We start from the raw sequence: 22341 nt of genomic DNA on the forward strand, positions 1-22341 counted from the left end.
CCATTTTATAGGCTCTCTTCTAGCCTATGCAGATGCCCACCATTAGGACCCAATCAATCTTGTTTTGATCCCATTATTAGTTAGTAAATTCGATTCCTTGTATCGATGCTAACTCATCCATCAATACACTGAAGTTTTCAAGGGTCAGGGACTGGGGTCCATCCGATAGTGCTTCTTCTGGTTTTGGATGAACTTCTACCATCAAACCATCTGCACCAGCTGCAATAGCCGCACGGGACATGGGTGCAACGTAACGGCAAATTCCTGTACCATGACTCGGGTCAACAATAATTGGCAAGTGAGATAAATGTTTAATCACTGGCACCGCCGATAAGTCCAATGTATTTCGAGTGTGGGTTTCAAAGGTTCTTATCCCTCGTTCACACAAAATAACATGAGGGTTTCCTTCTGATAAAATGTATTCGGCAGACATCAACCACTCTTCAATCGTTGCAGATAACCCTCGCTTCAACATGACTGGCTTATTGATTCGTCCTATCTTCTTTAACAGATGGAAGTTTTGCATGTTACGTGCACCTAATTGCAAGATATCCACGTATTCAGCCACTAATTCCAGGTTCTCAGGATCCATAACCTCAGAAATGATCGGTAACCCCGTCTCATCCCGCGCTTCAGCCAAAAGTTTCAGGCCCTCTTCCCCAAGACCCTGGAAGGAGTATGGTGATGAACGAGGCTTGAAGGCTCCACCACGCAGGATATTCCCTCCAGCTGCCTTCACCGCATGAGCACTCTCCAGAATTTGCTCCCGGCTTTCTACCGAACAAGGACCTGCCATCATGATCGGGCGCCCACCGCCGATTTCTACGCCCCTTACTTCAATCCGGCTAGGCTCTGGATGAAAGCTTCTACTTGCCAATTTAAAAGGCTCACTCACTTGCATCACTTTCTCTACCCCAGCAAATCGCTGGACTGGTATCTGTGATAAGATCTGCTTATTTCCAATCAAGCCTAGAATTGTTTTATCTACTCCTTTGGAATAATGGACCTGTACCCCCTTAGCTTCCAATGTTGTTACAATATGATCCGTTTGTTCTTTTGTAGCATTTTGTTCTAGCACGATGATCATCCTGAACATCCTCCTTTCTTTTTTAATGAAATAGAAAAAACCTCGCCCAATAAGGGACGAGGAGTCTCGCGGTACCACCCTTTTTGAACCGTCAGGTTCCACTTAGGTATGCATACCCATATGGGTACACATCATCCTGTTAACGGAGGACGGCCGGAGGGACACCGTAGAGACCCTCTGCTCCAAAGTTGTAATTCAGAAAGTGGTCCGATATCGGCTTCCAGCGCCACCGACTCTCTGGTATCGGGAAACATCCACCTCTTACTGATCTTCTTCAACGCGTTTAAGCGTATAAGTGATAAAGTGTTGGATTTAACTTAACACATGAATTTACAGTGTGTCAACGCTCCATGAATATTTCCTTTCATGACCATCATCTGCCCTTAAACCTAATTCAGGGTATGGCTCAAACCCAAAAAAGGTGAATACTGACCATCTAACACAAGGAACCTTCTGCTTTTGGATTCATGTCCACAGGTACGGCTTCAACATACTCATCTTTTGATAACGGTTTTACAAATAGATGAGCGAGTGCATCGTACCCGAGTTGATTTGGATGTACTTCATCAGCAAAGAAATCATGCCGGTGTAAGAAAACATCAAAGGGATTCACCAGTTGCACATTAAATTTGCGACATAATTGCGCATAGGTAAAGTTCATGGTTTGCAATGCCTTGGAAGCTACTGCAAAGCCAAGTTCATATGCTGGAACAGGTACATAAAAACCCATCATTTGCACAGAAACTTGAGGGTTGAGGTTTCGAATTAAAGTGAGTATCTTATCTGCATGGGAGCGTACTCCACGGATAGTTTGAAGTAAATGGTTTAAACTCGCTCCCTCCTCATACCAATCGATAAAATCACAACCACCCGTTGTAATCGTTATATGAGATACCCGCGGTATCACTTTTCTTAACGCAGCTGTCCCGAGTAACTCATATAACTCCTTTGAAGTCAGCCCCGAGATGCCCATATTCTGAACTCGACAATGATCGGTCTTCTGTAAATGACCAAACAACTGCGCTACCAAATGACGATCTGTCTTTTCAGCTCCTACTCCTTCTGTGATGGAATCTCCTACAGCAAGATAGGTGATTGGTTGTGTATTCTCACTCATGAAGAACCCTTCTCTCCTAATTAATCCATCTCTAGTGTAACGGCGTGGGCAACACAGGGTATCGACTCCCCTTGTTGATAAGAAACTGGGTTCATCAATGCTCCAGTTGCTACAATCATCAACCGTGAAAGATTTCCCCGTTTCATCTCATCGATCAAGTGACTATAAGTGACCAGGGCACTACTAGCGCAACCACTTCCTCCAGCGAATGATTGTTGATCTTCGGTATAAATCATCAAACCACAGTCTCTAAAATTTTTACCCATATCATAACCTCGCTCAGCGAGAAGTTGGGAAGCGATGGGATGGCCTACACTGGCTAAGTCACCTGTAACGATCAAATCGTAATCCTTTGGCTCTCGGCCTGTATCTTTAAAATGAGCTTCGATAGTGTCTACAGCAGCAGGAGCCATTGCTGACCCCATATCAAAGGGATTTTTCAAACCCATATCGACTACTTTTCCAATCGTAGCAAAACGAACCCTCGGTCCTGATCCTTTTTTTCCAAGAATAGCTGCACCAGACCCTGTGACTGTCCATTGAGCCGTATCAGGCTTTTGTCCACCGTATTCAGTTGGATACCTGTACTGCCTCTCGGCTGTGCAGTTATGGCTACTTGCAGCCACAACGGCTGTATTACAAAACCCCGCCTCCACCAACACTGCTCCCGTGGTTAAAGTAAGCATCGAAGCAGAACAGGCACCGAACATCCCCATAAGCGGAATCTGATGAGTCCGTGCTGTAAAAGAGGCACTAATATTTTGGTTAAGAAGATCTCCTGCAAGAAAAAGATCAACTTGATCATTGGATAGAGATGCTTTTTTCACGGCATGATCTACAGCATCTTCCATCATTTTTTGTTCGGCTTTTTCCCAGGAGTCCTGTCCCGCATAGTTATCGGGGTAGATGTGATCCAGTTCCTTTTGTAACAACCCTTCCCCTTCTTTTGGCCCGCCTACCGCAGCGGACGCTATCACACGTACCTCTCCGTTAAAGGAGAAGGTCCGTTGCCCAATTCGCTTATTTGCCACCACTTCACCCCCTAGGTCAGCATGGTGATTACCGTACGAATAACTCCTACAACAAAGGCAGATACCGTTCCCCACACGATAACGGACCCTGCTAATTTAAACATGTTGCCACCCACGCCCAATACATATCCTTCCGTGTAATGCTCCAATGCAGCAGAGGCGATCGAATTGGCAAACCCTGTTACAGGGACTGCAGATCCAGCCCCCGCCCACTGTCCAATATTGTCGTAAACACCCAATCCTGTGAGAAGACAAGCTAAAAAAATCAAAGTAGCCACTGTCGGATCTCCCGCATGATCGGGCTTAAAACCAAACCACTGGATGTACATCATCTGTAGTAATTGACCTAATACACAGATGAGACCTCCGATGATGAATGCCTTCAGACAATTGGTGAATAACTTGGGCTTAGGGCGATACTTTCCAGCAAACTCTTGATACTCTTTTTGTTCCTGCTTCTGTGGTTCAGAACTTGACCCCGACTGATTTCCTTGCTGCCCAGTATCTAATTCCCTGCTCACCGTCATCACTCTCCAAGGTCATACTGTGTGTCCTTTTAGATTTCGATGAAAACCCCCTGATTATACAAGGAAAATGAGCCTGATTCTTCCTGTCCCAGCTTCTTCTACGAAAAAAACCGAAGGCTCAATCATCCCTCCGGTTTCACTACCATTCATTTCACTTCACAAGCGATATCTTGCCACCGTTTACGACAAAGTGCCCATCCGCTTATGCACATATAGGCTATGCCAAAACCAAAAACCGCCCATCCCATCGCTTGTTTGCAACGATGCTTCGCCATGGTCTGCTCTTCCCTAAAGAGGCGACACATCCCCATTAAGGCCATAATCGTTCCTAAAAGTAGAATTTTTTTTCCCTTCCCCATCGGACCTCCTCCTTTACTCTTACTATGGCCGGTTCTTAACGCTTTGTTGAATGGAATTTTTACCCGTGATACCGAATAGAATCCACTCATTCAAAAAACGTACGGACTTGAAGCATAAAAGCTCCAAGTCCGTACGTTTTTGGTAATTTCATCAAATCAGGTTAATTGCTCCCCTGGTTCAGGATCAGGGATATTGCTAGAAATGTTGCTTAGGGCGACACCAGCATGGCCAGAAAAGTTTTGCCGAGCAGCTAAATCTCCAAGTGCGACAATACCTACTAATTGATTATTTTCGATGATCGGTAATCGACGAATCTGATTTTCTGCCATGAGACGGGAAGCATCATCCACGGACATCTCCGGAGTACCTGTAATCACATTAGCCGTCATCACATCAGCAACAGTTGCGGCTGCATTGTTATTGGCAACTGTACGAAGGACCACGTCACGATCGGTAATCACCCCTCTCAGTATATTGTTTTCTACTACGGGGATTACACCGACATTATGTTGACTCATCAAATTAGCTGCTTGTTGTACCGAATCCTGTGGTGTAACAAATGCCACCTGGCTAGTCATGATATCACGTAATTGGCTCATAGGTTGTTCCCTCCCTTTTCAAGAACTATACTTTTAATCTCGCACCCTTTTTATACTCCTTCGTGAAAATATTTTTATAGGGCTAATCTATATCACAATTAATCTCTTCTTTTATCTACATATAACTCGCCATTGGTTTCCATAGCCGCATAAAAAACATTGCGCAGGGAACCTACTGATGCTTTCTTATGTAATTCCTTCATCAACCACTTACCATCTTTCCCTAGATGCCTAAGATTTTCATATATGATTTGTCCATCAACAACCAATTCCATCGGTGTTTGCAAGGGCTTTTTGGGTGGCTTAATCCCCATATCTTTTTCGGTTACAGGCTGATATTCTGGTTTTAACAGTACAGATATCACTCCAGAACTCTCCAATACCGCTAATTGAACATTGGATACATCAAAGACATCTTTTTCCCTGAGCAGTTGCATGATCTCGCTAATGGTAAACCGATTTTTTCTGATATTATTTTCGAGGATTTTCCCATTGGATACGACAATTACAGGATCTCCCAGAAGCCATCGACTTGCTCGCCTACTTTTCAAAGAGATATAAGAAAGTAAGAAAGTTAAAATCACAAATAATACGAGTCCAAAAAAATGAACCGTCGTATGATCGTCCAAATCTGTCGCCATATCTGCAGCGATAGAACCAAAAGTAATGCCATTTACATATTCAAAGAACGTCATTTCCGCAATTTGTTGCTTACCCAAGAAAATCGTCAGCACTAAAATGGTGCCAAAGGCAAGCACCGTTTGATAAAATACCTCAAAATACATCATGAAGCTTCACCCCGCTTCTATGGCTGAGATCATGATTATCATTTCCCAAAAAATACATAATAACTATACCCTTCAATAATAATCCATTTGATTCTTGTGGAAGATAGTTGACAAGAAATCATAGACTGTGTATTATATCGTTAGTACAATATTGAACTAGTTAATTAGTACACAAATACAAAAAGATCCTGAGGGATTATCATTCCTTGAAAGGATGACACCGATGATTTCATTGTTGAAGAAAGATTTTCGAGTCATTCGCTTCCGCTTTTATGGTGTGTTAGTAGCCATCCTCCTCATCAATTTTCTCAGTTATTTCGCTACAAATAACCATATTGGGCTTTCACAACTCCCTCTACTCCTCTGCATAGTCTACATCCCTCTATTTGTCTGGGCGAGTCTGCATACAGAGAGTACACAGCTTCATCAATGGCTGCACAGCCCTGCATCTGCTTGGAAGCTTCTCTGTTCAAAAGTTACCATTGCAATCCTCACCTTTATCCTTGTCTTTGCGCTTAGTGTTTCTATCCTAATAGGACTGTACAGCATGGGAGATGGAAGCATGGATATCTCCCCTCCCAACAGCACTTTATTGATTTATTTAATCGGGCTGCTCTTCCTATTAATGACTCTATCTATCGTCTCACTTATTTGCCTTCTATGGACGATTTATCATTGGCTGCGACGATTTACAGAAAAATGGGCATGGGTCATTACGACACTGTTATTATTTCTCTACATCCGATTGATAGGCTTCTTACCAAAAACATTTATGTTCATTGATTTTGTGCAGTTGAGAAAGACAAACTCACTTACCAATGAAAACCTTGAGGCTTTTGTTGGGAATCTTCTCTTAAACCTCTTAATCATCGCTATCCAATTGGTTGCCGCCTGTTGGATCCTAGATCGGAAAGTTGAGGTGTGAAACTTGTGGCTGTGCAATATGAATCCACTAGCCCTATTTACCTGCAGCTTGCAGAAAAAATCCGCCGGCAGATTCTCCGCCATGAGCTAACACCAGGAGAAAAGTTGCCCTCTGTACGCGATATGGCCGTTCAATCGAGTGTCAATCCCAATACTGTTCAGCGAACCTATAGTGAATTGGAAAGGATGGGAATCGTGGAAAGTCGACGCGGCCAAGGAACATTTATTACCGAAAACGAGGAACGTCTCGAAACCTTACGCGATGAAATGCGTGAAACACAGATCGCATCCTTTGTACAGGGAATGAAAGAGATGGGATTCGCTTCAGAAGAAATCCTCTCTGGCTTAACCACTTATCTAAACAACAAGAAAGGAGAGAGTAACCAGTGATCCACCTAGAACAAGTCAGTAAACACTATCTCAAAAAAGCAGCCCTAAGCGATATCACCCTCTCCTTAACTCCAGGCACGATTACCGGGGTAATCGGTGAGAATGGCAGTGGGAAATCGACGCTCCTTAAGTTAATGGCAGGTCTTGTACGACCGACACGAGGCTCGGTCACCTTTGACGGAAAACCAGTCACTCGTCGTATAGCCAGTCACGTATCCTACCTTTCTGAGCAGGAGACCTACTATCCCTTTTATACCGTCCAAGAAACGATTGATTGGCAGGCTTCTCAGTTCCCTGACTTCGATCATCAAATTGCAGAAGAGATCCTCCACTTTATGAATTTGGATCCTGAGGACCCTGTCAAAAACTTATCCAAGGGGAATCGTGCCAGGGTCAAAATTCTACTTTCCCTTGCACGCAAAGCTCCTTTGATTCTGATGGATGAGCCTCTCTCTGGTCTGGATCCTATGGTCCGTGATTCGATAATCAAGGGACTGATCTCCTTTGTAGATCTTGAGAAACAGACGTTAGTTATTACCACCCATGAAGTCGACGAGATAGAATCGCTTCTTGATCATGTGATTGCCATCAGAGAGGGGAAAATCATTCAATCGATCTCTCTTGAAGACCTACATCTTGAAGAAGGTGTTAATCTTCGTCAGTGGATGAACCAGACTTATACGAGCTCTACTCGCTCATGAGCAGATTGTCACCTTATTGCTCATCTGATTTATTCGTTTATCTTTGCGGTGATAAAACTCGTTGGACTCGAAAAACGAATTCATGATAAGGTGAAAACCTATTCTCTTGGATGCGACAACGTCTAGAGATTACACAGGCCCTACTTCACTCACCTTCCCTGCTCATCCTAGACAAGCCTACTAATGGATTAGACCTTGCTGGGGTACTAGAAATTCGTCAATATCTACGCAAGCTTGCCCAAGATACAGGAGGGAACAACACTGCTTAACCTATTGCATCTTATTCAAAACGAAAATATGAAAATTTACCGGCGAATCGGCACCCTAGTTATGATCGGCCTTTTGATTTTGGCCACGGTGGGATATGCTGCGTTCAGTAAAAGTAATGAGCCTAGTATGTCAAATGATTGGAAAGCAAAACTAAAATCACAAATTAGTGCCGATAAGAAAACTCTCCACAAGGAAAAAGATTTACCAGCAGATTACCGTTCGGGTCTAAAGGAATCGATCGCGATAAACCAGTATCGAATCGATCATGATGTAAAACCGACAGGTACATTATGGAATTTCATGGCTGATACCGATTCCCTGACTACCCTTGTCACCTTATTTACGATCATTGTAGGGTCAATAAGTGTTGCAGGGGAATTTACGTGGGGAACCATCAAACTACTTCTCATTCGTTCCGCTGTTCGTTCCAAGATCCTACTCTCTAAATATCTCGCTACCCTAGGCTTTGCCCTCTCCATGTTAATCTTGCTTTTCACGGTCTCTCTGATATCCGGACTGATCTTTTATGGGGCGAAGGGCTTCACCACATCACCCTTACTCTCCTATAGCAATGGCTCTGTTGTTGAACAAAACATGGTTGCACACGTCTTCAAGCTTTATGGATTAAAGTGTATAGGACTACTCATGATGGTAACCTTCGCTTTTATGATCTCTACCGTATTCCGCTCTAGTTCACTCGCTATCGGTCTCTCCGTTTTTTTAACTTTCACAGGGAACACAATTGTTAACGTCCTCAGCGTTAACAATATCCAGTGGGGCAAATATTTTCTCTTTGCCAACATGGACCTATCCCCCTATTTGAACTATGGCAATCCATTCTTTAAAGGCATGACCCTATCCTTCTCGATAACTATGTTAGCTGTATACTTCGTAATCTTCACGGCCATATCGTGGATCGTCTTCAACAAACGAGACATCACCACTACAGAGTAAGGAAAAAGACCACCTTAAAAATAGAGAAAGTACCTTTTTTCTAACGAAAAGGTACTTTCTCTACACTCTGAGACCACCTATCTTCAAGGTGGTCTTTTTGGGGTTTTAGCAGTTATCGATATAAATTCCCGACAGTAACCTCAGGGCTATCTGCAGAAAGATACCCAAGCCCGCTCCGAATCAAGAGTTCCGCCGCCGTCTTCATCACGCGCTCATCAAAATCAAAATGAGGATGATGATGAGGATAAATAAACCCTTTCTCCTCATTCCCTGCTCCCACCATAGCAAAGCAACCTGGAACCTTTTGGAGATAGTACGAAAAGTCCTCTCCTGTCATCAAAGGAGGGATCTCCCATACATTGTCGTCCCCTACAATCCTTCGTGCCATCGCTGCCATTCTTGTCGTCTCAGAAGAATCATTGACTACGGGAGGATAGCCCCAACCGTACTTCAGTTCAAACTGGGCGCCATACATCTGACAAGTTTGCTCGATAACTCGCTCCATTTGTTGTTTTATAAATTGCCGAACTTCTTGATCAAATGAGCGAACCGTCCCTTCTATTGTGCAACGCTCAGCAATCACATTAAAGGCCTGCCCACCATTTATATGACCGACGGAGATAACACCCGATTGCAGAGGATCCACCTGACGACTAATAATGGACTGAAGATTAACGATCAAATGCGAAGCAATAACAATCGCATCCGTCGTCTTATGAGGAAGTCCACCATGCCCACCTTTACCGATTACTTCGATGCGGAAAGAATCTGCAGCCGCCATTAGAGTGCCTGCTCGCAAACCGACTACGCCATAAGGGAAGGGTGTCCATAGGTGAACTCCATAGATGGCATCAACCCCATCAAGGGCATTATCTGCGATCATCTCTTGGGCTCCCCCTGGTACAAGCTCTTCTGCATGCTGGAACAACAGGACAAAACGTCCAGCGATATCTTCACGCATCCCAGCGAGGATTTCAGCTACACCAAGGAGAGCTGCTGTATGACCATCATGTCCACAAGCATGCATCACTCCAGGTACTTTTGAGCGATAATCGCACACCTTCTCGTCTTGAATTGGGAGGGCATCCATATCGGCACGCAATGCAACCGTCCGCCCTGGTTTTCCTCCTTCCAACACCGCTACGACCCCACGACCGCCTACTTTTGTCCGTACCTTTAGTCCTAGAGCTTGTAGAATCTCTGCAACGCGAGCCGGTGTTTTCTCCTCATGAAAAGATAACTCCGGTGCCTGATGAAATTCCCTGCGTAACTGAACCATTTTAGGAAAAACCGCTTCGATTCTGTCACTCAGATTTCTTATGTCCTTATTCATCAGCGCCTCTCCTCTCTTATGTTTATCATAACAAAATTCTGAGATCAGCACACGGTTACGTCATTCTCCGTCATATTGCGCTAACCCATGGAAAATACTATGATGATAAAGAATCCAGTGGAAAGACTAGCCAGAGGAGGAGTGAACCCATGATCTTAACAGATACAGGGATAAAAGGAATTCGTGGTACCTTCGGAGAAGTGGAGAAGGCAATGCTCAAAGCAGGATTTGTACGCTGGTCCTGGGATTATGGTAAAGCCAACTTCGATATGAAATTTTCCAATGAGGAATCGGACTATTATCTGAGGATTCAAGTTCACGTAACTCAAGGAGCTTTGGAAAGCCCAAAAGCAAGAGTAGAACTAGACAAACCCATCTTTGTACGCCACATCTTCCCTCACGGGCTAGACGACGATACTGCAATTCCTGAAGCCTTCCAAGAAAAAATCGATACTGCTATCGGCGCCATTAAAGAAGACCTGTCCTAATATTTTTTTGACCATATAATAAAGAAGCCCGGCACTTTATGCCAGGCTTCTTTATTATTTTATTGAGCGCTCCGTTTCCACACTCTCTTCCTTGAAGTAAATGCCTTCTACTTTAACATTCACCTCTACCACAGAGAGACCCGTCATCGTCTCTACTGCTTCCTTAACATTAATCTGCAGGTCGCGGGAAATCTCGGGAATTTTAGTACCATAATCCACAATGACACGTAAATCGATCGCCGTCTCTACTTGACCTACTTCTACGGTGACACCCTTAATAACATTTTTTCCACTTACCCGCTTTGCCCAACCTTCAGTGATTCCACCGGACATACCAGATACACCCTTGGTCTTCGTTGCTGACAGACCAGCGATCACAGCTACGACATCATCCGCAATACGGATAGCCCCTTCAGATCCATAATCGGCCATATGGATAATCCTCCCTTTGTCGCAATTCCAAGGGATACAACCCTTTTTGTAATTACATCCGTTCTAACTGGAATTACCCTCATTATATCACAGTCATTCAACCAAATCCGTCGCTCTTTCACCAAGTACTCGATATCCGGCAATCCGTAACACTTTACGCACCTGTGGATGATCCATATTCACTTGGTATCCATAATAAATATTCCCATCAACAGTAATCTCATAAGGCTCTAAATACCGTCCATGTACTAACTTATTAAAGAGTGATGCCGCGTCTTCCTCAGGAATACCAAATCGTTTGATCAAATCCTTACGAATCCAACTTGCACCATAACTTTTTCCACTATTATTTGGATCCTGATACCATTCATAAATTTGTACCAATCCATCATGAACAAGGCGATCCATCTGCGAAAGGTTTTGGAACTGGCGAATATGAAGGAAATCAAATAAATTGTGAACTTCATCGCAGAAATCTTCCATTCGAGCAGTCTTTGACCAACTCTCATCTTGAAGACAGAGAAGCTCCACTCGTTTCCCACGTGACCACAATCGGTCAAGTAAGGGGACCATATCCTGATCAGCACTAACGATTACAAAGGTATCCACCTCTGGAATCTGATGCAAAATATCCATCGCATCTAAACACAGTTGGATATCTGCTGCATTTTTTCGTTCATCGCCACCGCGTCCGTTTCCATGCACTTGATGAATATGGACATGCTTTTTCTGCAGGCTATTCATGGATATCTCCTGATTTAGCACATCAAAATCAGCATAAGCTTCCATCATTCTTACGTTAGTACGACCATAATGTTCTCTTAAACGAAGAAACAAATTATGACGTGGCTCGGGATGATCAGGATCTACATGGTACTTTTTTAATCCATAAAAAACATTCTCGTAATCAATCAGTATAGCAACCGACCGTTCCGGATGAGACATGAGTCATCCTCCCAAAAAAGGCTCCTAGAGCTTTCATTAAATTCTTATTCAAGCAATTCCCTATATAAAGGACAATATTGACAATGAAAGCTATTACTTTACAATATTTTACAAAATCGCCCCTTAATACCTATAGTTAATTGCTTATGCTCCAATTCCATATTACTCTCAGCACTCTCCTTCATGCAACATTTTAAGCAAGTTTTCTCCACATTTCCCCTCTTTGCAAAAAACATCCTGCCCTCCAAGGACAAGATGTCTTTGTAAAGATTGAGCCATTTATTAATTCTGGATCAAGGAGCCCCATCCTTTTTTACGAACCTTCTTCACAGCCTTTTTCCCGTTCTCTGTCTGCAAATACGCCGCAGCTCCAGCAGCAGCGGTAACCAATCCACCGACTGCAATGCCTGTTGTTTTCATCCAAGAAGACGTCTCCTTTTTTCGGCTGTTTGCAAACCACTTCGCCCTCTTATTTTTCTTCTGTTGAAAAAATTTACCGGAATTCATCCAATCACTCCTCTACAAGATTCAAACGAAGATAAGGGTCAGCTCCATCCGACGGAAACTTCCGCGCTCAAACCAGGATACGCACATACATCATGGTTTTCCCAGAGGTTATCAACAACTGTGTACACTAGATCGTATCTGGCAATAGAGTTGATTTAACATCCCTTATATATTGAATATTATGCATATTTCAAATATAGGAGCGATCCTTCATACTTCTCCATCAGCCTCGGGATTTTTTCAAAGCTAACAATGTACCTACTCCCATCAAAACGCCAGTAGCGAGCATTCCATAAGAGAATAGTGGCTCCTTCTTCTCATTTTTAAGCGAGATTCGATGATACGCTTGCCCTGCGTCCTGGGTAAGCGATTCTTCTGCTGCTAGATCAGCCAGGGTTACTACTCCCGCAACCCTCCCCTTATCCAACACAGCGATACAAGCTGTACCATGTTTCTCCATTAGGTGAATGGCCTCTTTTGGAGAGTCATCTAATCTTACCACAGGGGGCTTTTTTTTCATCCATTTATTTACTGGTTGCTTAGCACCATCGGGATGTGCAACCATCCTTTCAAGGAGATCGCGATCCCGTACAATTCCCACGAGCTTTTCTCCCTTTAAAACAGGAAGATACTCAACTCCCTTTCGTTTCATTTTCTTTAACGCTACCTGAGCATGATCCGTAGGTTTACAGCGAACTTTTCCTTTGCGGATCAACCTATCCTCGATAATGTCCTTCAATAACAGAGGAACTGATTGTTCCATCATTGTCTCATCCGCTGGGGTGAGGGATGTTGTCATGCTGACTCATCCTTCTTTTTAGTCTCTTTCTTCTTTGCCGAGGTTTCTCCTTTTGAATTTTCCGAAGCTTCCACTTGCAATTCTTTCTCGTTTGTTTTTGACTCAGTCTCTTTCGTATCGGGAGCCACCTGCAAGCCCTTCCCATTTCCTCGCAGGGAATTCACTTTCCAATAGAGATCCTTCGAAGTATTTTTCACCTTCGCTCGCGCCTCGGAATTAAATAGCACCGCTGCCCCTGCAGCTAACGAACCAACCGCTACCCCCAGCAGAAGGCTCCCTGGGTTTAGCTCTTTCTTCCTTGTTTTCTTTAGCATCAAACCCCTCCTCTTAAAATCTGGTCTACTAACCCTCTTCCTTCTCTGCGGAATATTAAAACACCAAATTCCAATTCTAGAATTATCCGTCCGTGCTTTATTTTCCTCCTTTCTCTTTTGAAAGGAGCTTTCTGTAATAAATTTAGGCACTCTAATAATTCCTAAATAGAAAATCCTGTAGCCCATAAGGCTACAGGCTCATTCCCCTGCTATCACTTGGGTAAGGGACCTATATACTCGGATTGTGGCCGGATAATACGATCAACTTCTGCTTGTTCAAAAATATGCGCACACCAACCGGCTATACGGCTCGCTGTAAAAGCGGGGGTATATAATTCCGTCGGAAGTCCTACAGCACTAAGGACAACCGAGGCATAATATTCGACATTCGTATAAATCTTGCGTCCAGGTTTTAACTCCTGAAGCAAATCAAGGGCAATCGATTCTACTTCAAGTGCGAGCCGAAAACGTTTTTCCTCTCCAGCTAATTCCTTTGCTACATTCCGTAATGCCTGTGCCCGTGGATCATTGGTTTTATAAATGCGATGACCGAAGCCCATTAATTTATCCCCGGCTATGATGCGATGACGAATCCACTCAGTTGCTTGGGAGATATCCCCGATTTGGTCGAGCATTCCTTCTACTTCAGAAGGGGCTCCACCATGGAGCGGTCCTTTCATTGCACCTATCGCCGCTGTCAAACTAGAGTAGATGTCCGAGCGTGTAGACGTGACAACTCGGGCTGCAAAGGTTGATGCATTGAGACCATGTTCCACAGTAAGAATAAAGTATGCATCCAATGCTCGAGCAAGAGCCGGTTCAGGTTCTTTGCCATAAAGGAGATATAGAAAGTAGGCTGTATGAGATAAATCCGTACGTACTTTAGGAAGTGAACTATTTTGAAGGAAATGGTAACGATACGCGATGATGCTCGGAACTTGAGCCAAGATGGCCAGGGCATCCTCTTTATTTGGGGGCCATAACCCCTGCCCCTGTGCTTGAGAGGAAACCGCCGTGCGGAGGGTATCCATCATTCCCATCTCTCGCGGCAGTCCTTCGAGTAACTGACAAAGAGAAAAAGAGAGAAACCGATTTTGAGACCATTTCTGACGAAAATGATCCGCTTCCTCCTGATTAGGGAGATGCCCCATCCATAAAAGATAAACGACTTCTTCAAAGGTGTATTGAGAAGCAAGTTCCTTTGCTCTCCACCCTCGATAAACTAATTCCCCTCGCTCTCCATCCACTAAAGAAAGGGCCGTTTCAGTAGCAACTATTCCCTCTAATCCAAGCGCTTTCATCATATCGACCACTCCTTTTATCAGCTAGCTTCATCCTACGCCATCTTTTGCGAAAAATCTAACTATACAATTGTTTCATTATGATAAAATAAATTTATCAATATCGATTGGGGGGACATCATGAACCTTAGTCTCGCTCAACTTCGCACTTTTCTTGAAATTGCCCAGGGAAGGAGTTTCCGTCAGACAGCAGAGAAACTCTCCTTAACCCAGCCCGCTGTCAGTGCCCAGATTCGCACCCTTGAAACTGAGTTAGGCGCTCCACTTTTTTACCGGCAACAAGTGGCTCTCACACCTGCGGGAAACACATTTCTTCCCTTTGCTAGACAGATCGTGGCGCTTGCAGAGGACAGCCATCAAGCCGTCAACGATACGCTGGGAAGCTCCAAGAGAAGCATCGTTCTTGGCACCTCCTCCTGTGTAGCGACTGCGATTCTTCCAAGGCTCATTCGCTATTTCCAAAATGATCACCCGGATGTACGGATCACCGTCCATACATTACAAGAGGACAGATTATGGCAGGGAATGAGTAAGCGTGACCTGGATTGCGCGATCCACTACGGACCCGTCCCTCCATTTATTAATAAGGAGAAATGGGAGCAATATCTGCTATATACCGATACCCTTACTCTTATCGCACCCATCGAACACCCGATAGCTAAAGCATCCTATTTTCCTCTTGAGCAACTGAGTGATACCCCTCTCATCTCATTAACCCCAGAAACCCCTGAACGGAAAGTAATAGATCGTCTTTTGCATGAGCGTAATCAATCCGTAGAGACCACTGTAGAATTATCGAGTGTCGAGGAAGTGAAGCGAATGGTTCATCAGGGCCTCGGAATGGCTCTAATTCCTCGCATTAGTTTAGATCCTCCTTCGGATACTGGAATACGTGCTCTTCGCATCCCTACTCTACAAAATCAAATCCCTGTCACCCTGCTCCGTTTGGCAGGTCGATACCGCTCTCACTTAATGGAACGTTTTTTGGCGGACATCCGTGGTGTCTACCCCTCTAGCTGAGTCAATCCCTATACTAGGGCGCAACAAAAAACCGATTTCTAACGAAATCGGTTAACCTTGCAAAACGGTGTTCAATAATCGATCAGCCCTGTTGGTTAGGGGAGGGAAGTACCAGCGAATACAAGTAGGCCAATTTTTGCTCCAATTCACTGAGAATCTCCTTACCATGGGTCCGAGTAATCAATCCAGCACGAACCGCAAAATCAATCTCACGGGAGAGTCCAAACATCTGCGTGTCCAAAACTTCTTCATAGAGTGGGCATTTAGGAGCTGTTAGATTCTCTAATTGCACTGCGATTAATTGCTCTATTTTATTAGCGTCTTCCCGCAAAAGTTGCTGGGCGCGCTGGGACAAGTCAATCTGAGTAGGTGTCGTCAACGTTACCCCCCCAATCAACAATCAGTCGTTCCGAACCATGCGACGTACACTTAACCCAAGTGTACCATGCCCCCCTATTATTTGCAAAGAAGGGGGGTGTTTTGAAGAAATACCCTCATCTAATTTGACTCCTATTTTTCTCACGAGAATATTCCTGTATAATTTAGGTTACCATCACTACTTTGTCTAGGTCAGGAGAGTTTTGATCCATGGAAGCGATTATTCTTATCACAGGGAATGTAAAAAACACGATTACCCTTGATCCTACCTTATGGATTTTTGATGAGCGGCACTTTGAGATACAGGAGCGTTTTCCCGAAATAGAGGGGTTAGGAATGGAGTTGGCCCCATTCCTTGCCCATGCAGAGCCTGCTAACGATGCAGAACGCGTCACCCTCCATCAAAAGGATGGCGGCTTGATCCACCTAACCCTTGCAGAGACGCAACAAGCCATCCTTCAATTTGCTCATCATGGCAAACCGATTAGCAAAGAAGGTCCAGCTCTCTTTCATTTTCATGATAGCAAATCCATTGGATCCGTCACAAAAATTGAAGTAAAATAATACAAAGCAGCCCTGCTTAATTAAGCAGGGCTGCTTTGTATTTAGGAAAAAATTTCAATGTAAAAAAGATTGATTAATCCACGATTACCATTTCTGAATGGAAAAAGTCCCCGTCGTAAGAGCAATTAGAGTACCCCGTTCATTTTCCACCTGGCAATCCGCTACAGCTAGCGTTTCTCCTAAGCGGATCATCCTCGCTGTAGAAATCAGTTCTTTGCCCAATCCCGGCTGTAAATAGTTGGTTTTCATCTCTACCGTTACCGCAAATTTTTCAGGGGCCAGACTTCTATTGATAAGGGAACCCATAGTAGAATCGGCAAGGGTGGCTGTAATTCCCCCGTGAACTATCCCCCCGCGATTTAACATATACGAGGTAATTGGAATCCGAAAGCGATATTCTCTTTCACCAATAAACTCGCCTCGCAGTCCGAGAAAGCCCGATGGATAAGCGCTTTGGCGCTCCCTTTTCTGATTGATGGCTTGTACCGCTAACGCTAAAATCTCATGTTCCTCTGCTGTCCCATCGGCAACAATCTCACCCAACTCTTTTCCCAAATCCATCGTGCACCTCCAACTCGCTTCCGTCAAAGCGACTCCGTCTGAATATAGTGATAGAGCAAACGATAGGTATTATCCAGCGCATCCGTATGAGTCCGCTCATTAGCATGGGAAGCATCTACACCAGGGCCTACCAATCCATGAATCAAATCATGGCCTGCCCTTACTGCAGCACTCGCATCAGATCCATAGTGGGGATAGATATCAACATGGTAGTAAATGTCATGTTTTTCCGCTAGATTGATCAGATTCTTACGCAATCCATAGTGATAGGGTCCGCTAGAATCCTTGGCACATATGGACACACAAAATTCATCTGTAGTCAGTACATCTCCGATGGCTCCCATATCTACTGCCAAGTATTCCCGTACCTGTGCTGGAATACTTGAATTTGCTCCAAACCCAACCTCTTCATAATTGCTAAAGTAAAAATGGGTATCTAATAACGGGCGTTTCCCCTCCTTCACCAATTGAATAAGCAACTCAAGAAGGATCGCTGCACTCGCCTTATCATCCATATGTCGTCCCTTAACAAATCCTGACTCTGTCACCTCTATGCGAGGATCAAATGAAACAAAATCTCCAACTTCAATCCCTAGTTTCCGAACATCATCTGCGTTTTTCACACGCACATCTAGACGAACCTCCATGTTCTCCTCTGTCCGTTTTTGATCCCTGGCATCATCATACACATGCACGGAGGTATGTGTGGCCAACACAGTGCCGGTCACCCGCTCCCCATTCCGCGTCTCTACGTAACAATAAGCTCCCTCAACTGTCGTCCAAGCGAAGCCTCCGATGTTCGTCAACCGTAGTCTCCCGTTTCCCTTTACCTCCTTGACCATACCCCCAAGAGTATCCACATGAGCTGTCAGCAGACGAGTAGGACTTGCTTTTTCTCCTGCCAGTGTAGCAAGTAACCCTCCCTTGGCTGTTCTCTCCAATTGGATCTGATTCTTGAAGGGTTCCAAGCGTTCTTCTAAGTATTGTATCGCTTCCTCCGCATGGCCTGTAGGACTTGGGATCTTTATTAACTGGACAAGTGTATCTACCATCGATTCTAATGGTACGTTCATAATTCTTCACTACCTCCACTCTCTGTTAAAGTACAGATACCATCTTTATAATTATACCAACCTTCCTCTGTCCACGCATAAAAAGGAAGCCACAATCGGCTTCCCCTTACCGTAAATATGCCAGCTGTAAGAAGTTACTTCACCTAACTTCCTTATATAGCCGATCCCAATTCTTGCAGACAATCTTCGCACACGTTTTTTTGCCGATACTGCATAACTCTCTCCACCTGTCCACAGAAGATGCACGATGGACTATACTTCTTCAAAATGACATTAGTGCCATCCACATAGATTTCTAAAGGATCACGAACATCAATATCCATCGTACGCCTTAATTCGACTGGTAGAACGATTCTACCCAGCTCGTCTACTTTCCGTACAATTCCCGTCGCTTTCATCCTTTCACCTCCATAGACGGAACTAACGTATATATACCACCGATTTCCCTTCTGAAACCCACAGGGTCCATTCACAGTATCTCCGGCTCAATGGGCTATTGACGGCGGTTATCTCCTTATATTCTGAATTATGCTCCAATATCCCTGCTAAATTTCGACATTATTTTCTATTTGTTTTCCTTTATTTATTATTTTTCTCCTATTCCACCAATAATGATAGCCTAAACAACTGATTAGGGTTACCACCATACCTAATAAGGTAATCCAAACAGCTATCCCAATCACATTTAACCAATAAAGACCAGGTGCTACACTAACCCAGTAGGATGTCTTTTCACCCTTTGGCAAAATCGCTACCTGAGAAGGTGTTATTCCCATTCCTAGCACACAGCCAATCAATAAACTAATGAGTGTCCCCTTCACGACGGAGGATCGATAGGATCTTTGAGGCTCGTCTTTCACACTTCTTCTCTCCTTTCTTATTCTTCTTCTATACTCATCCTATGAGAAAACTTGCTCTCCTTTTCCTCCATAAAAAAAAAGCGGCCAGTTTCCTGACCGCTTTTTCCTTTAGACTTTTAGATTTTCTGTGTTGAGCGCTAGCAAATCATCACTGACGAAGATCCCGTCCTTACGAACCAACTCTCCGTCAAAATACATTTCACCACCGCCGTAATCCTCGCGTTGGATATTTACGATATCCCAGTGAATGGCCGACTTATTGCCGTTGTTCGCTTCTTCGTAAGCACGACCTGGAGTAAAGTGGAAACTACCATTGATCTTTTCATCAAAGAGCGTGTCATTCATCGGATGATGGATATCTGGGTTTACCCCGATGGCAAACTCCCCAATGTATCGAGCACCTTCATCGGTATCTAAGATTTCATTAAGACGTTCTGTGTTACTGGAGGTCGCTTTGACGATCTTACCATTTTTAAATTCAAAACGGATATTGTCAAAGGTGGTGCCTTGGTATACCGTCTGGGTATTGTAGGTTAACACACCATTGATTGAATCCCTCACTGGAGCCGTATAGACTTCTCCATCAGGAATGTTGCATACCCCTGCACACTTAATCGCAGGAATACCTTTAATAGAAAATGTAAGATCAGTGCCTGGACCTGTGATCTTCACCTGATCGGTACGTTCCATCCGCTCTACCAGGGGTAGCATCGCTTTTTCCATCCGCTGATAATCTACCGTACATACATTGAAGTAGAAATCTTCAAAGGCCTCGGTACTCATCTTAGCCAACTGGGCCATGGATGGATCTGGCCAACGCATCACAACCCAACGAGTGTGGTTAACCCGATGATTATGGACCAGATTACCATAGTTATCCGAGTACAGATTCATCTTCTTGGCTGGAACATCCGCTAACTCGTTCACATTAAAGCTTCCACGAATCGCGATGTAGCAATCCATCCTCTTCATTCGCTCATAATCAAGCTGAGCGATGGCATCCATATGTTCCGGCGTCATGTCCAAAAGCTGCGCCCGCAAGAGCGAATGATCATTGATGTTGATGTGGGGAAAACCGCCTACATGGTAAATTTCTGCGATGAGCGCACGGGCTAGATCACGCCCTCCACCGAAAACATCGATGAGAACATGTTCCCCTTTTTTCACAGAGATTGAATGGTTAACTAGTTGCCGAGCCATTTGAATAATCCGTTGGTCACGCATTAGTAATCTCCTCTACCTATGTATTGTTTTGGGGAAATCCCAAAGCTCTTCTTATTCTATCATGAAGCCTTTGTTCGTGGCAGAATACTCCACAGCTTCCAAGTCCAAATTGCCACATGTTACACAAGGGGGTACAATGGGAAGAAATCGATAAGATCAGCACAACTAGATCTTGTAAGGTAAGAGGGGAGATCATCTTGTTTACGATCAATCAAGTGGATGGAGATAAAGATTCTCGTTACGAGGGAATCCTTAGCCAAGCAAAGGGCCTATTTGAAGGTGAACGGGATTGGCTCGCCAATATGGCGAATAGTGCATCCCTTCTCTATCATACTCTGGGGGATATTAATTGGGTTGGGTATTATTTGTTAAAGGGGGATGAGCTTGTCCTGGGCCCTTTTATGGGATTGCCTGCTTGTATTCGTATTCCAATCGGTCGTGGTGTATGCGGTACCGCTGTAGAAGAGAAAACGACACAACTGGTGCCCGATGTACATGCCTTCCCTGGCCATATCGCCTGTGATGCAACTACCCGTTCTGAGATCGTGGTACCGATTCAGGTTGATGGGGAAGTTATCGCTGTGTTAGATATTGATAGCCCAAAGCCCCAACGCTTTGATCAAAGGGATCAACAATATCTAGAATCCTTCATCCGATTACTAACATCAACTATTGATTGGACCCTATCAAAATAAAGAAGCGAAGCTCCTACGAGCTCGCTTCTTTATTCAAAACACCCTACTCCATATAGATACGATATGCCCGCCGAATCTCTTCTTTCATCCATTCAGGATAAGGAGACTTGGAAATATCATCCATGGAAGTCCACTGGTAACTTTCATGCTCTGCACTGAGACGAATCTGTCCCTGGGGCTGTTGACAGGCAAACTTAATGATGATCAGATGCTTCTCTTCTTGCAGATCATCGTAAATATAAGCAGGGCCAACTACCCGTACTGACAGGCCTGTCTCTTCTTTTACTTCTCGATAAAGTGCATCCATCAATGGTTCCTCAGGCTCCAATCCACCTCCTGGGAAGTCCCAGCCATGGTGGTCCCGTGCACTTCGTTCAGCAGGGGATTTACGGAGAACCAATACGCGATCTTGATCAAATATAATCGCTTTAGCAGCAATTTTATACGGTTTTTTCATCTCGAATCCTCTCCACTTCTTAAACGGCGCGAGGATTATCAGCTCTGACTGAAGAATGTACTAGAAGCCCGAGCGATGAGTTTCTTTTCCTCATCCCAAACTTTAGTTTCCATGACGATAATGGTGCGCCCCTTCTTAATCACCTGGGTTTCGGAGGTAAGCCAACCTTCCATTCCTGGTCTTATAAAGCTAACATTCAGGTCGAGGGTGACCGATCGCCGCTCAGTACCTACTTCTTTAAAAACTGTATCACCCATAGCGGTATCAATGAAAGTAGCTGTAATACCCCCATGAAGTATCTTATAACGATTTCTCAATTCATCCGTCACTAACATCCGATGCTTATGGACTGCTCGTTCTTTATCATAGCCCATAGATTGAAAATGCATCACTTCTTCAATATAAGCCAGAGGGCTAACCCGCGCCCGTTTTAAAGCTTGTACTAATTTATGGATCGTCTCCACTTCATTCTCATTGAGATCCTGCAACTCTTTCCATAAACCATCTAGCGTCATAATCCATGCCTCTTTCTTATTCTGTTGTGGGGCAAACAGCCCGTCTCAGATGTACTCCAATCTCTCATACCATACCACATTCCTCTATCAGCGGAAAGCTCTCTGCCCTTGATGTGTGAGTCCTCTA

The 22341-nt window shown here is 44.2% G+C and carries 30 protein-coding genes, 1 pseudogene and 1 other annotated feature; of the genes and pseudogenes, 9 read left to right on the forward strand and 22 right to left on the reverse strand.

Going from position 1 to position 22341, the window contains the following annotated elements; genetic code table 11:
• Positions 1-76: 76 nt before the first annotated feature.
• From aroF to BLV90_RS06770, 7 genes are all read right to left on the reverse strand, one after another.
• Positions 77-1087 carry a 3-deoxy-7-phosphoheptulonate synthase gene (gene aroF / locus BLV90_RS06740; protein ID WP_091738248.1) on the reverse strand — a complete coding sequence of 337 codons (1011 nt, stop codon included), beginning with the start codon at positions 1085-1087 and terminating at the stop codon, positions 77-79.
• A gap of 49 nt (positions 1088-1136) precedes the next feature.
• Positions 1137-1374, reverse strand: a binding site (T-box leader).
• A 149-nt stretch (positions 1375-1523) separates the two neighbouring features.
• Positions 1524-2204, reverse strand: coding sequence for an SGNH/GDSL hydrolase family protein (locus BLV90_RS06745; protein ID WP_091738256.1), 681 nt, complete (start codon positions 2202-2204; stop codon positions 1524-1526).
• Positions 2205-2224: 20 nt separating this feature from the next.
• Positions 2225-3235 carry a stage V sporulation protein AD gene (spoVAD, locus tag BLV90_RS06750; protein WP_245726273.1) on the reverse strand — a complete coding sequence of 337 codons (1011 nt, stop codon included), beginning with the start codon at positions 3233-3235 and terminating at the stop codon, positions 2225-2227.
• 11 nt (positions 3236-3246) lie between these two features.
• A complete protein-coding gene (gene spoVAC, locus BLV90_RS06755) occupies positions 3247-3756 on the reverse strand; it encodes a stage V sporulation protein AC (protein WP_245726274.1) in 510 nt (169 codons plus the stop codon).
• 152 nt (positions 3757-3908) lie between these two features.
• Positions 3909-4121 carry a hypothetical protein gene (locus tag BLV90_RS06760; RefSeq protein ID WP_091738264.1) on the reverse strand — a complete coding sequence of 71 codons (213 nt, stop codon included), beginning with the start codon at positions 4119-4121 and terminating at the stop codon, positions 3909-3911.
• A 156-nt stretch (positions 4122-4277) separates the two neighbouring features.
• A complete protein-coding gene (locus BLV90_RS06765; RefSeq protein ID WP_091738267.1) occupies positions 4278-4721 on the reverse strand; it encodes a CBS domain-containing protein in 444 nt (147 codons plus the stop codon).
• 98 nt (positions 4722-4819) lie between these two features.
• Complete coding sequence (locus BLV90_RS06770; protein ID WP_091738270.1) at positions 4820-5509, reverse strand: DUF421 domain-containing protein; 690 nt, start codon at positions 5507-5509, stop codon at positions 4820-4822.
• Positions 5510-5732: 223 nt separating this feature from the next.
• Here BLV90_RS06770 and BLV90_RS06775 point away from each other — a divergent pair, with 223 nt between their 5' ends.
• From BLV90_RS06775 to BLV90_RS06795, 5 genes and pseudogenes are all read left to right on the forward strand, one after another.
• The gene (locus tag BLV90_RS06775; protein WP_091738273.1) at positions 5733-6434 is read left to right on the forward strand and encodes a hypothetical protein; all 702 of its coding nucleotides are present in this window, start codon (positions 5733-5735) and stop codon (positions 6432-6434) included.
• 5 nt (positions 6435-6439) lie between these two features.
• Positions 6440-6823 (forward strand): GntR family transcriptional regulator, encoded by a 384-nt coding sequence (locus BLV90_RS06780; protein ID WP_091738276.1) that lies wholly within the window; start codon positions 6440-6442, stop codon positions 6821-6823.
• On the forward strand, positions 6820-7524 hold the full coding sequence (locus BLV90_RS06785) for an ABC transporter ATP-binding protein (protein WP_091738277.1): 705 nt from the start codon (positions 6820-6822) through the stop codon (positions 7522-7524). Before BLV90_RS06780 ends, BLV90_RS06785 begins: the two co-directional genes overlap by 4 nt.
• Before the next feature lie 48 nt (positions 7525-7572).
• A pseudogene (locus BLV90_RS16180) lies at positions 7573-7775 on the forward strand (ATP-binding cassette domain-containing protein); the annotation flags it as partial.
• A 46-nt stretch (positions 7776-7821) separates the two neighbouring features.
• The gene (locus tag BLV90_RS06795) at positions 7822-8748 is read left to right on the forward strand and encodes an ABC transporter permease (RefSeq protein WP_342707308.1); all 927 of its coding nucleotides are present in this window, start codon (positions 7822-7824) and stop codon (positions 8746-8748) included.
• Between the two features lie 112 nt (positions 8749-8860).
• Here BLV90_RS06795 and BLV90_RS06800 read toward each other — a convergent pair whose 3' ends face one another.
• Positions 8861-10081 carry a M20 metallopeptidase family protein gene (locus BLV90_RS06800; RefSeq protein WP_091738280.1) on the reverse strand — a complete coding sequence of 407 codons (1221 nt, stop codon included), beginning with the start codon at positions 10079-10081 and terminating at the stop codon, positions 8861-8863.
• Positions 10082-10230: 149 nt separating this feature from the next.
• Between BLV90_RS06800 and BLV90_RS06805 the strand changes: the two genes are divergently transcribed.
• Entirely contained in the window at positions 10231-10569 is a 339-nt protein-coding gene (locus BLV90_RS06805) for a YugN family protein (protein ID WP_091738282.1), read from the forward strand.
• Positions 10570-10623: 54 nt separating this feature from the next.
• Here BLV90_RS06805 and BLV90_RS06810 read toward each other — a convergent pair whose 3' ends face one another.
• From BLV90_RS06810 to BLV90_RS06835, 6 genes are all read right to left on the reverse strand, one after another.
• The gene (locus BLV90_RS06810; RefSeq protein ID WP_091738285.1) at positions 10624-11001 is read right to left on the reverse strand and encodes an Asp23/Gls24 family envelope stress response protein; all 378 of its coding nucleotides are present in this window, start codon (positions 10999-11001) and stop codon (positions 10624-10626) included.
• A 93-nt stretch (positions 11002-11094) separates the two neighbouring features.
• Complete coding sequence (locus tag BLV90_RS06815) at positions 11095-11946, reverse strand: NYN domain-containing protein (RefSeq protein WP_091738288.1); 852 nt, start codon at positions 11944-11946, stop codon at positions 11095-11097.
• Positions 11947-12228: 282 nt separating this feature from the next.
• Positions 12229-12453, reverse strand: a complete 225-nt coding sequence (locus BLV90_RS06820; protein WP_091738291.1) for a hypothetical protein — start codon at positions 12451-12453, stop codon at positions 12229-12231.
• 223 nt (positions 12454-12676) lie between these two features.
• Positions 12677-13252, reverse strand: a complete 576-nt coding sequence (locus BLV90_RS06825) for a CBS domain-containing protein (protein ID WP_091738294.1) — start codon at positions 13250-13252, stop codon at positions 12677-12679.
• Complete coding sequence (locus BLV90_RS06830; RefSeq protein ID WP_091738297.1) at positions 13249-13566, reverse strand: hypothetical protein; 318 nt, start codon at positions 13564-13566, stop codon at positions 13249-13251. Before BLV90_RS06830 ends, BLV90_RS06825 begins: the two co-directional genes overlap by 4 nt.
• 212 nt (positions 13567-13778) lie before the next feature.
• Positions 13779-14870, reverse strand: a complete 1092-nt coding sequence (locus tag BLV90_RS06835; RefSeq protein WP_245726275.1) for a citrate/2-methylcitrate synthase — start codon at positions 14868-14870, stop codon at positions 13779-13781.
• 117 nt (positions 14871-14987) lie between these two features.
• Here BLV90_RS06835 and BLV90_RS06840 point away from each other — a divergent pair, with 117 nt between their 5' ends.
• Positions 14988-15887, forward strand: coding sequence for a LysR family transcriptional regulator (locus BLV90_RS06840; protein ID WP_091738300.1), 900 nt, complete (start codon positions 14988-14990; stop codon positions 15885-15887).
• Between the two features lie 82 nt (positions 15888-15969).
• Here the strand turns inward: BLV90_RS06840 and BLV90_RS06845 are convergent, their stop codons facing one another.
• Complete coding sequence (locus BLV90_RS06845; protein ID WP_091738304.1) at positions 15970-16266, reverse strand: Fpa/YlaN family protein; 297 nt, start codon at positions 16264-16266, stop codon at positions 15970-15972.
• A 209-nt stretch (positions 16267-16475) separates the two neighbouring features.
• Here BLV90_RS06845 and BLV90_RS06850 point away from each other — a divergent pair, with 209 nt between their 5' ends.
• Positions 16476-16829: a hypothetical protein gene (locus BLV90_RS06850; protein ID WP_091738307.1), complete on the forward strand. Its 354-nt coding sequence runs from the start codon at positions 16476-16478 to the stop codon at positions 16827-16829.
• Positions 16830-16913: 84 nt separating this feature from the next.
• Here BLV90_RS06850 and BLV90_RS06855 read toward each other — a convergent pair whose 3' ends face one another.
• The 5 genes from BLV90_RS06855 to BLV90_RS06875 form a co-directional block, all read right to left on the reverse strand.
• Positions 16914-17390 (reverse strand): PaaI family thioesterase, encoded by a 477-nt coding sequence (locus BLV90_RS06855; protein WP_425433868.1) that lies wholly within the window; start codon positions 17388-17390, stop codon positions 16914-16916.
• Positions 17391-17413: 23 nt separating this feature from the next.
• Positions 17414-18463 carry a M42 family metallopeptidase gene (locus BLV90_RS06860; protein WP_091738310.1) on the reverse strand — a complete coding sequence of 350 codons (1050 nt, stop codon included), beginning with the start codon at positions 18461-18463 and terminating at the stop codon, positions 17414-17416.
• Between the two features lie 152 nt (positions 18464-18615).
• On the reverse strand, positions 18616-18861 hold the full coding sequence (locus BLV90_RS06865) for an AbrB/MazE/SpoVT family DNA-binding domain-containing protein (protein ID WP_091738313.1): 246 nt from the start codon (positions 18859-18861) through the stop codon (positions 18616-18618).
• A 147-nt stretch (positions 18862-19008) separates the two neighbouring features.
• Entirely contained in the window at positions 19009-19323 is a 315-nt protein-coding gene (locus BLV90_RS06870) for a hypothetical protein (RefSeq protein WP_091738316.1), read from the reverse strand.
• Positions 19324-19431: 108 nt separating this feature from the next.
• Positions 19432-20547: an aminopeptidase gene (locus BLV90_RS06875; RefSeq protein WP_091738319.1), complete on the reverse strand. Its 1116-nt coding sequence runs from the start codon at positions 20545-20547 to the stop codon at positions 19432-19434.
• Between the two features lie 197 nt (positions 20548-20744).
• Between BLV90_RS06875 and BLV90_RS06880 the strand changes: the two genes are divergently transcribed.
• Complete coding sequence (locus tag BLV90_RS06880; protein ID WP_245726276.1) at positions 20745-21242, forward strand: GAF domain-containing protein; 498 nt, start codon at positions 20745-20747, stop codon at positions 21240-21242.
• Between the two features lie 43 nt (positions 21243-21285).
• Here BLV90_RS06880 and BLV90_RS06885 read toward each other — a convergent pair whose 3' ends face one another.
• Complete coding sequence (locus BLV90_RS06885; protein WP_091738325.1) at positions 21286-21699, reverse strand: NUDIX hydrolase; 414 nt, start codon at positions 21697-21699, stop codon at positions 21286-21288.
• 38 nt (positions 21700-21737) lie between these two features.
• A complete protein-coding gene (locus tag BLV90_RS06890) occupies positions 21738-22214 on the reverse strand; it encodes a PaaI family thioesterase (RefSeq protein WP_091738329.1) in 477 nt (158 codons plus the stop codon).
• Positions 22215-22341: the final 127 nt, after the last annotated feature.

It is taken from the genome of Marininema mesophilum, from assembly GCF_900106775.1.
GTDB classification, from domain to species: Bacteria; Bacillota; Bacilli; order Thermoactinomycetales; family DSM-45169; genus Marininema; species Marininema mesophilum.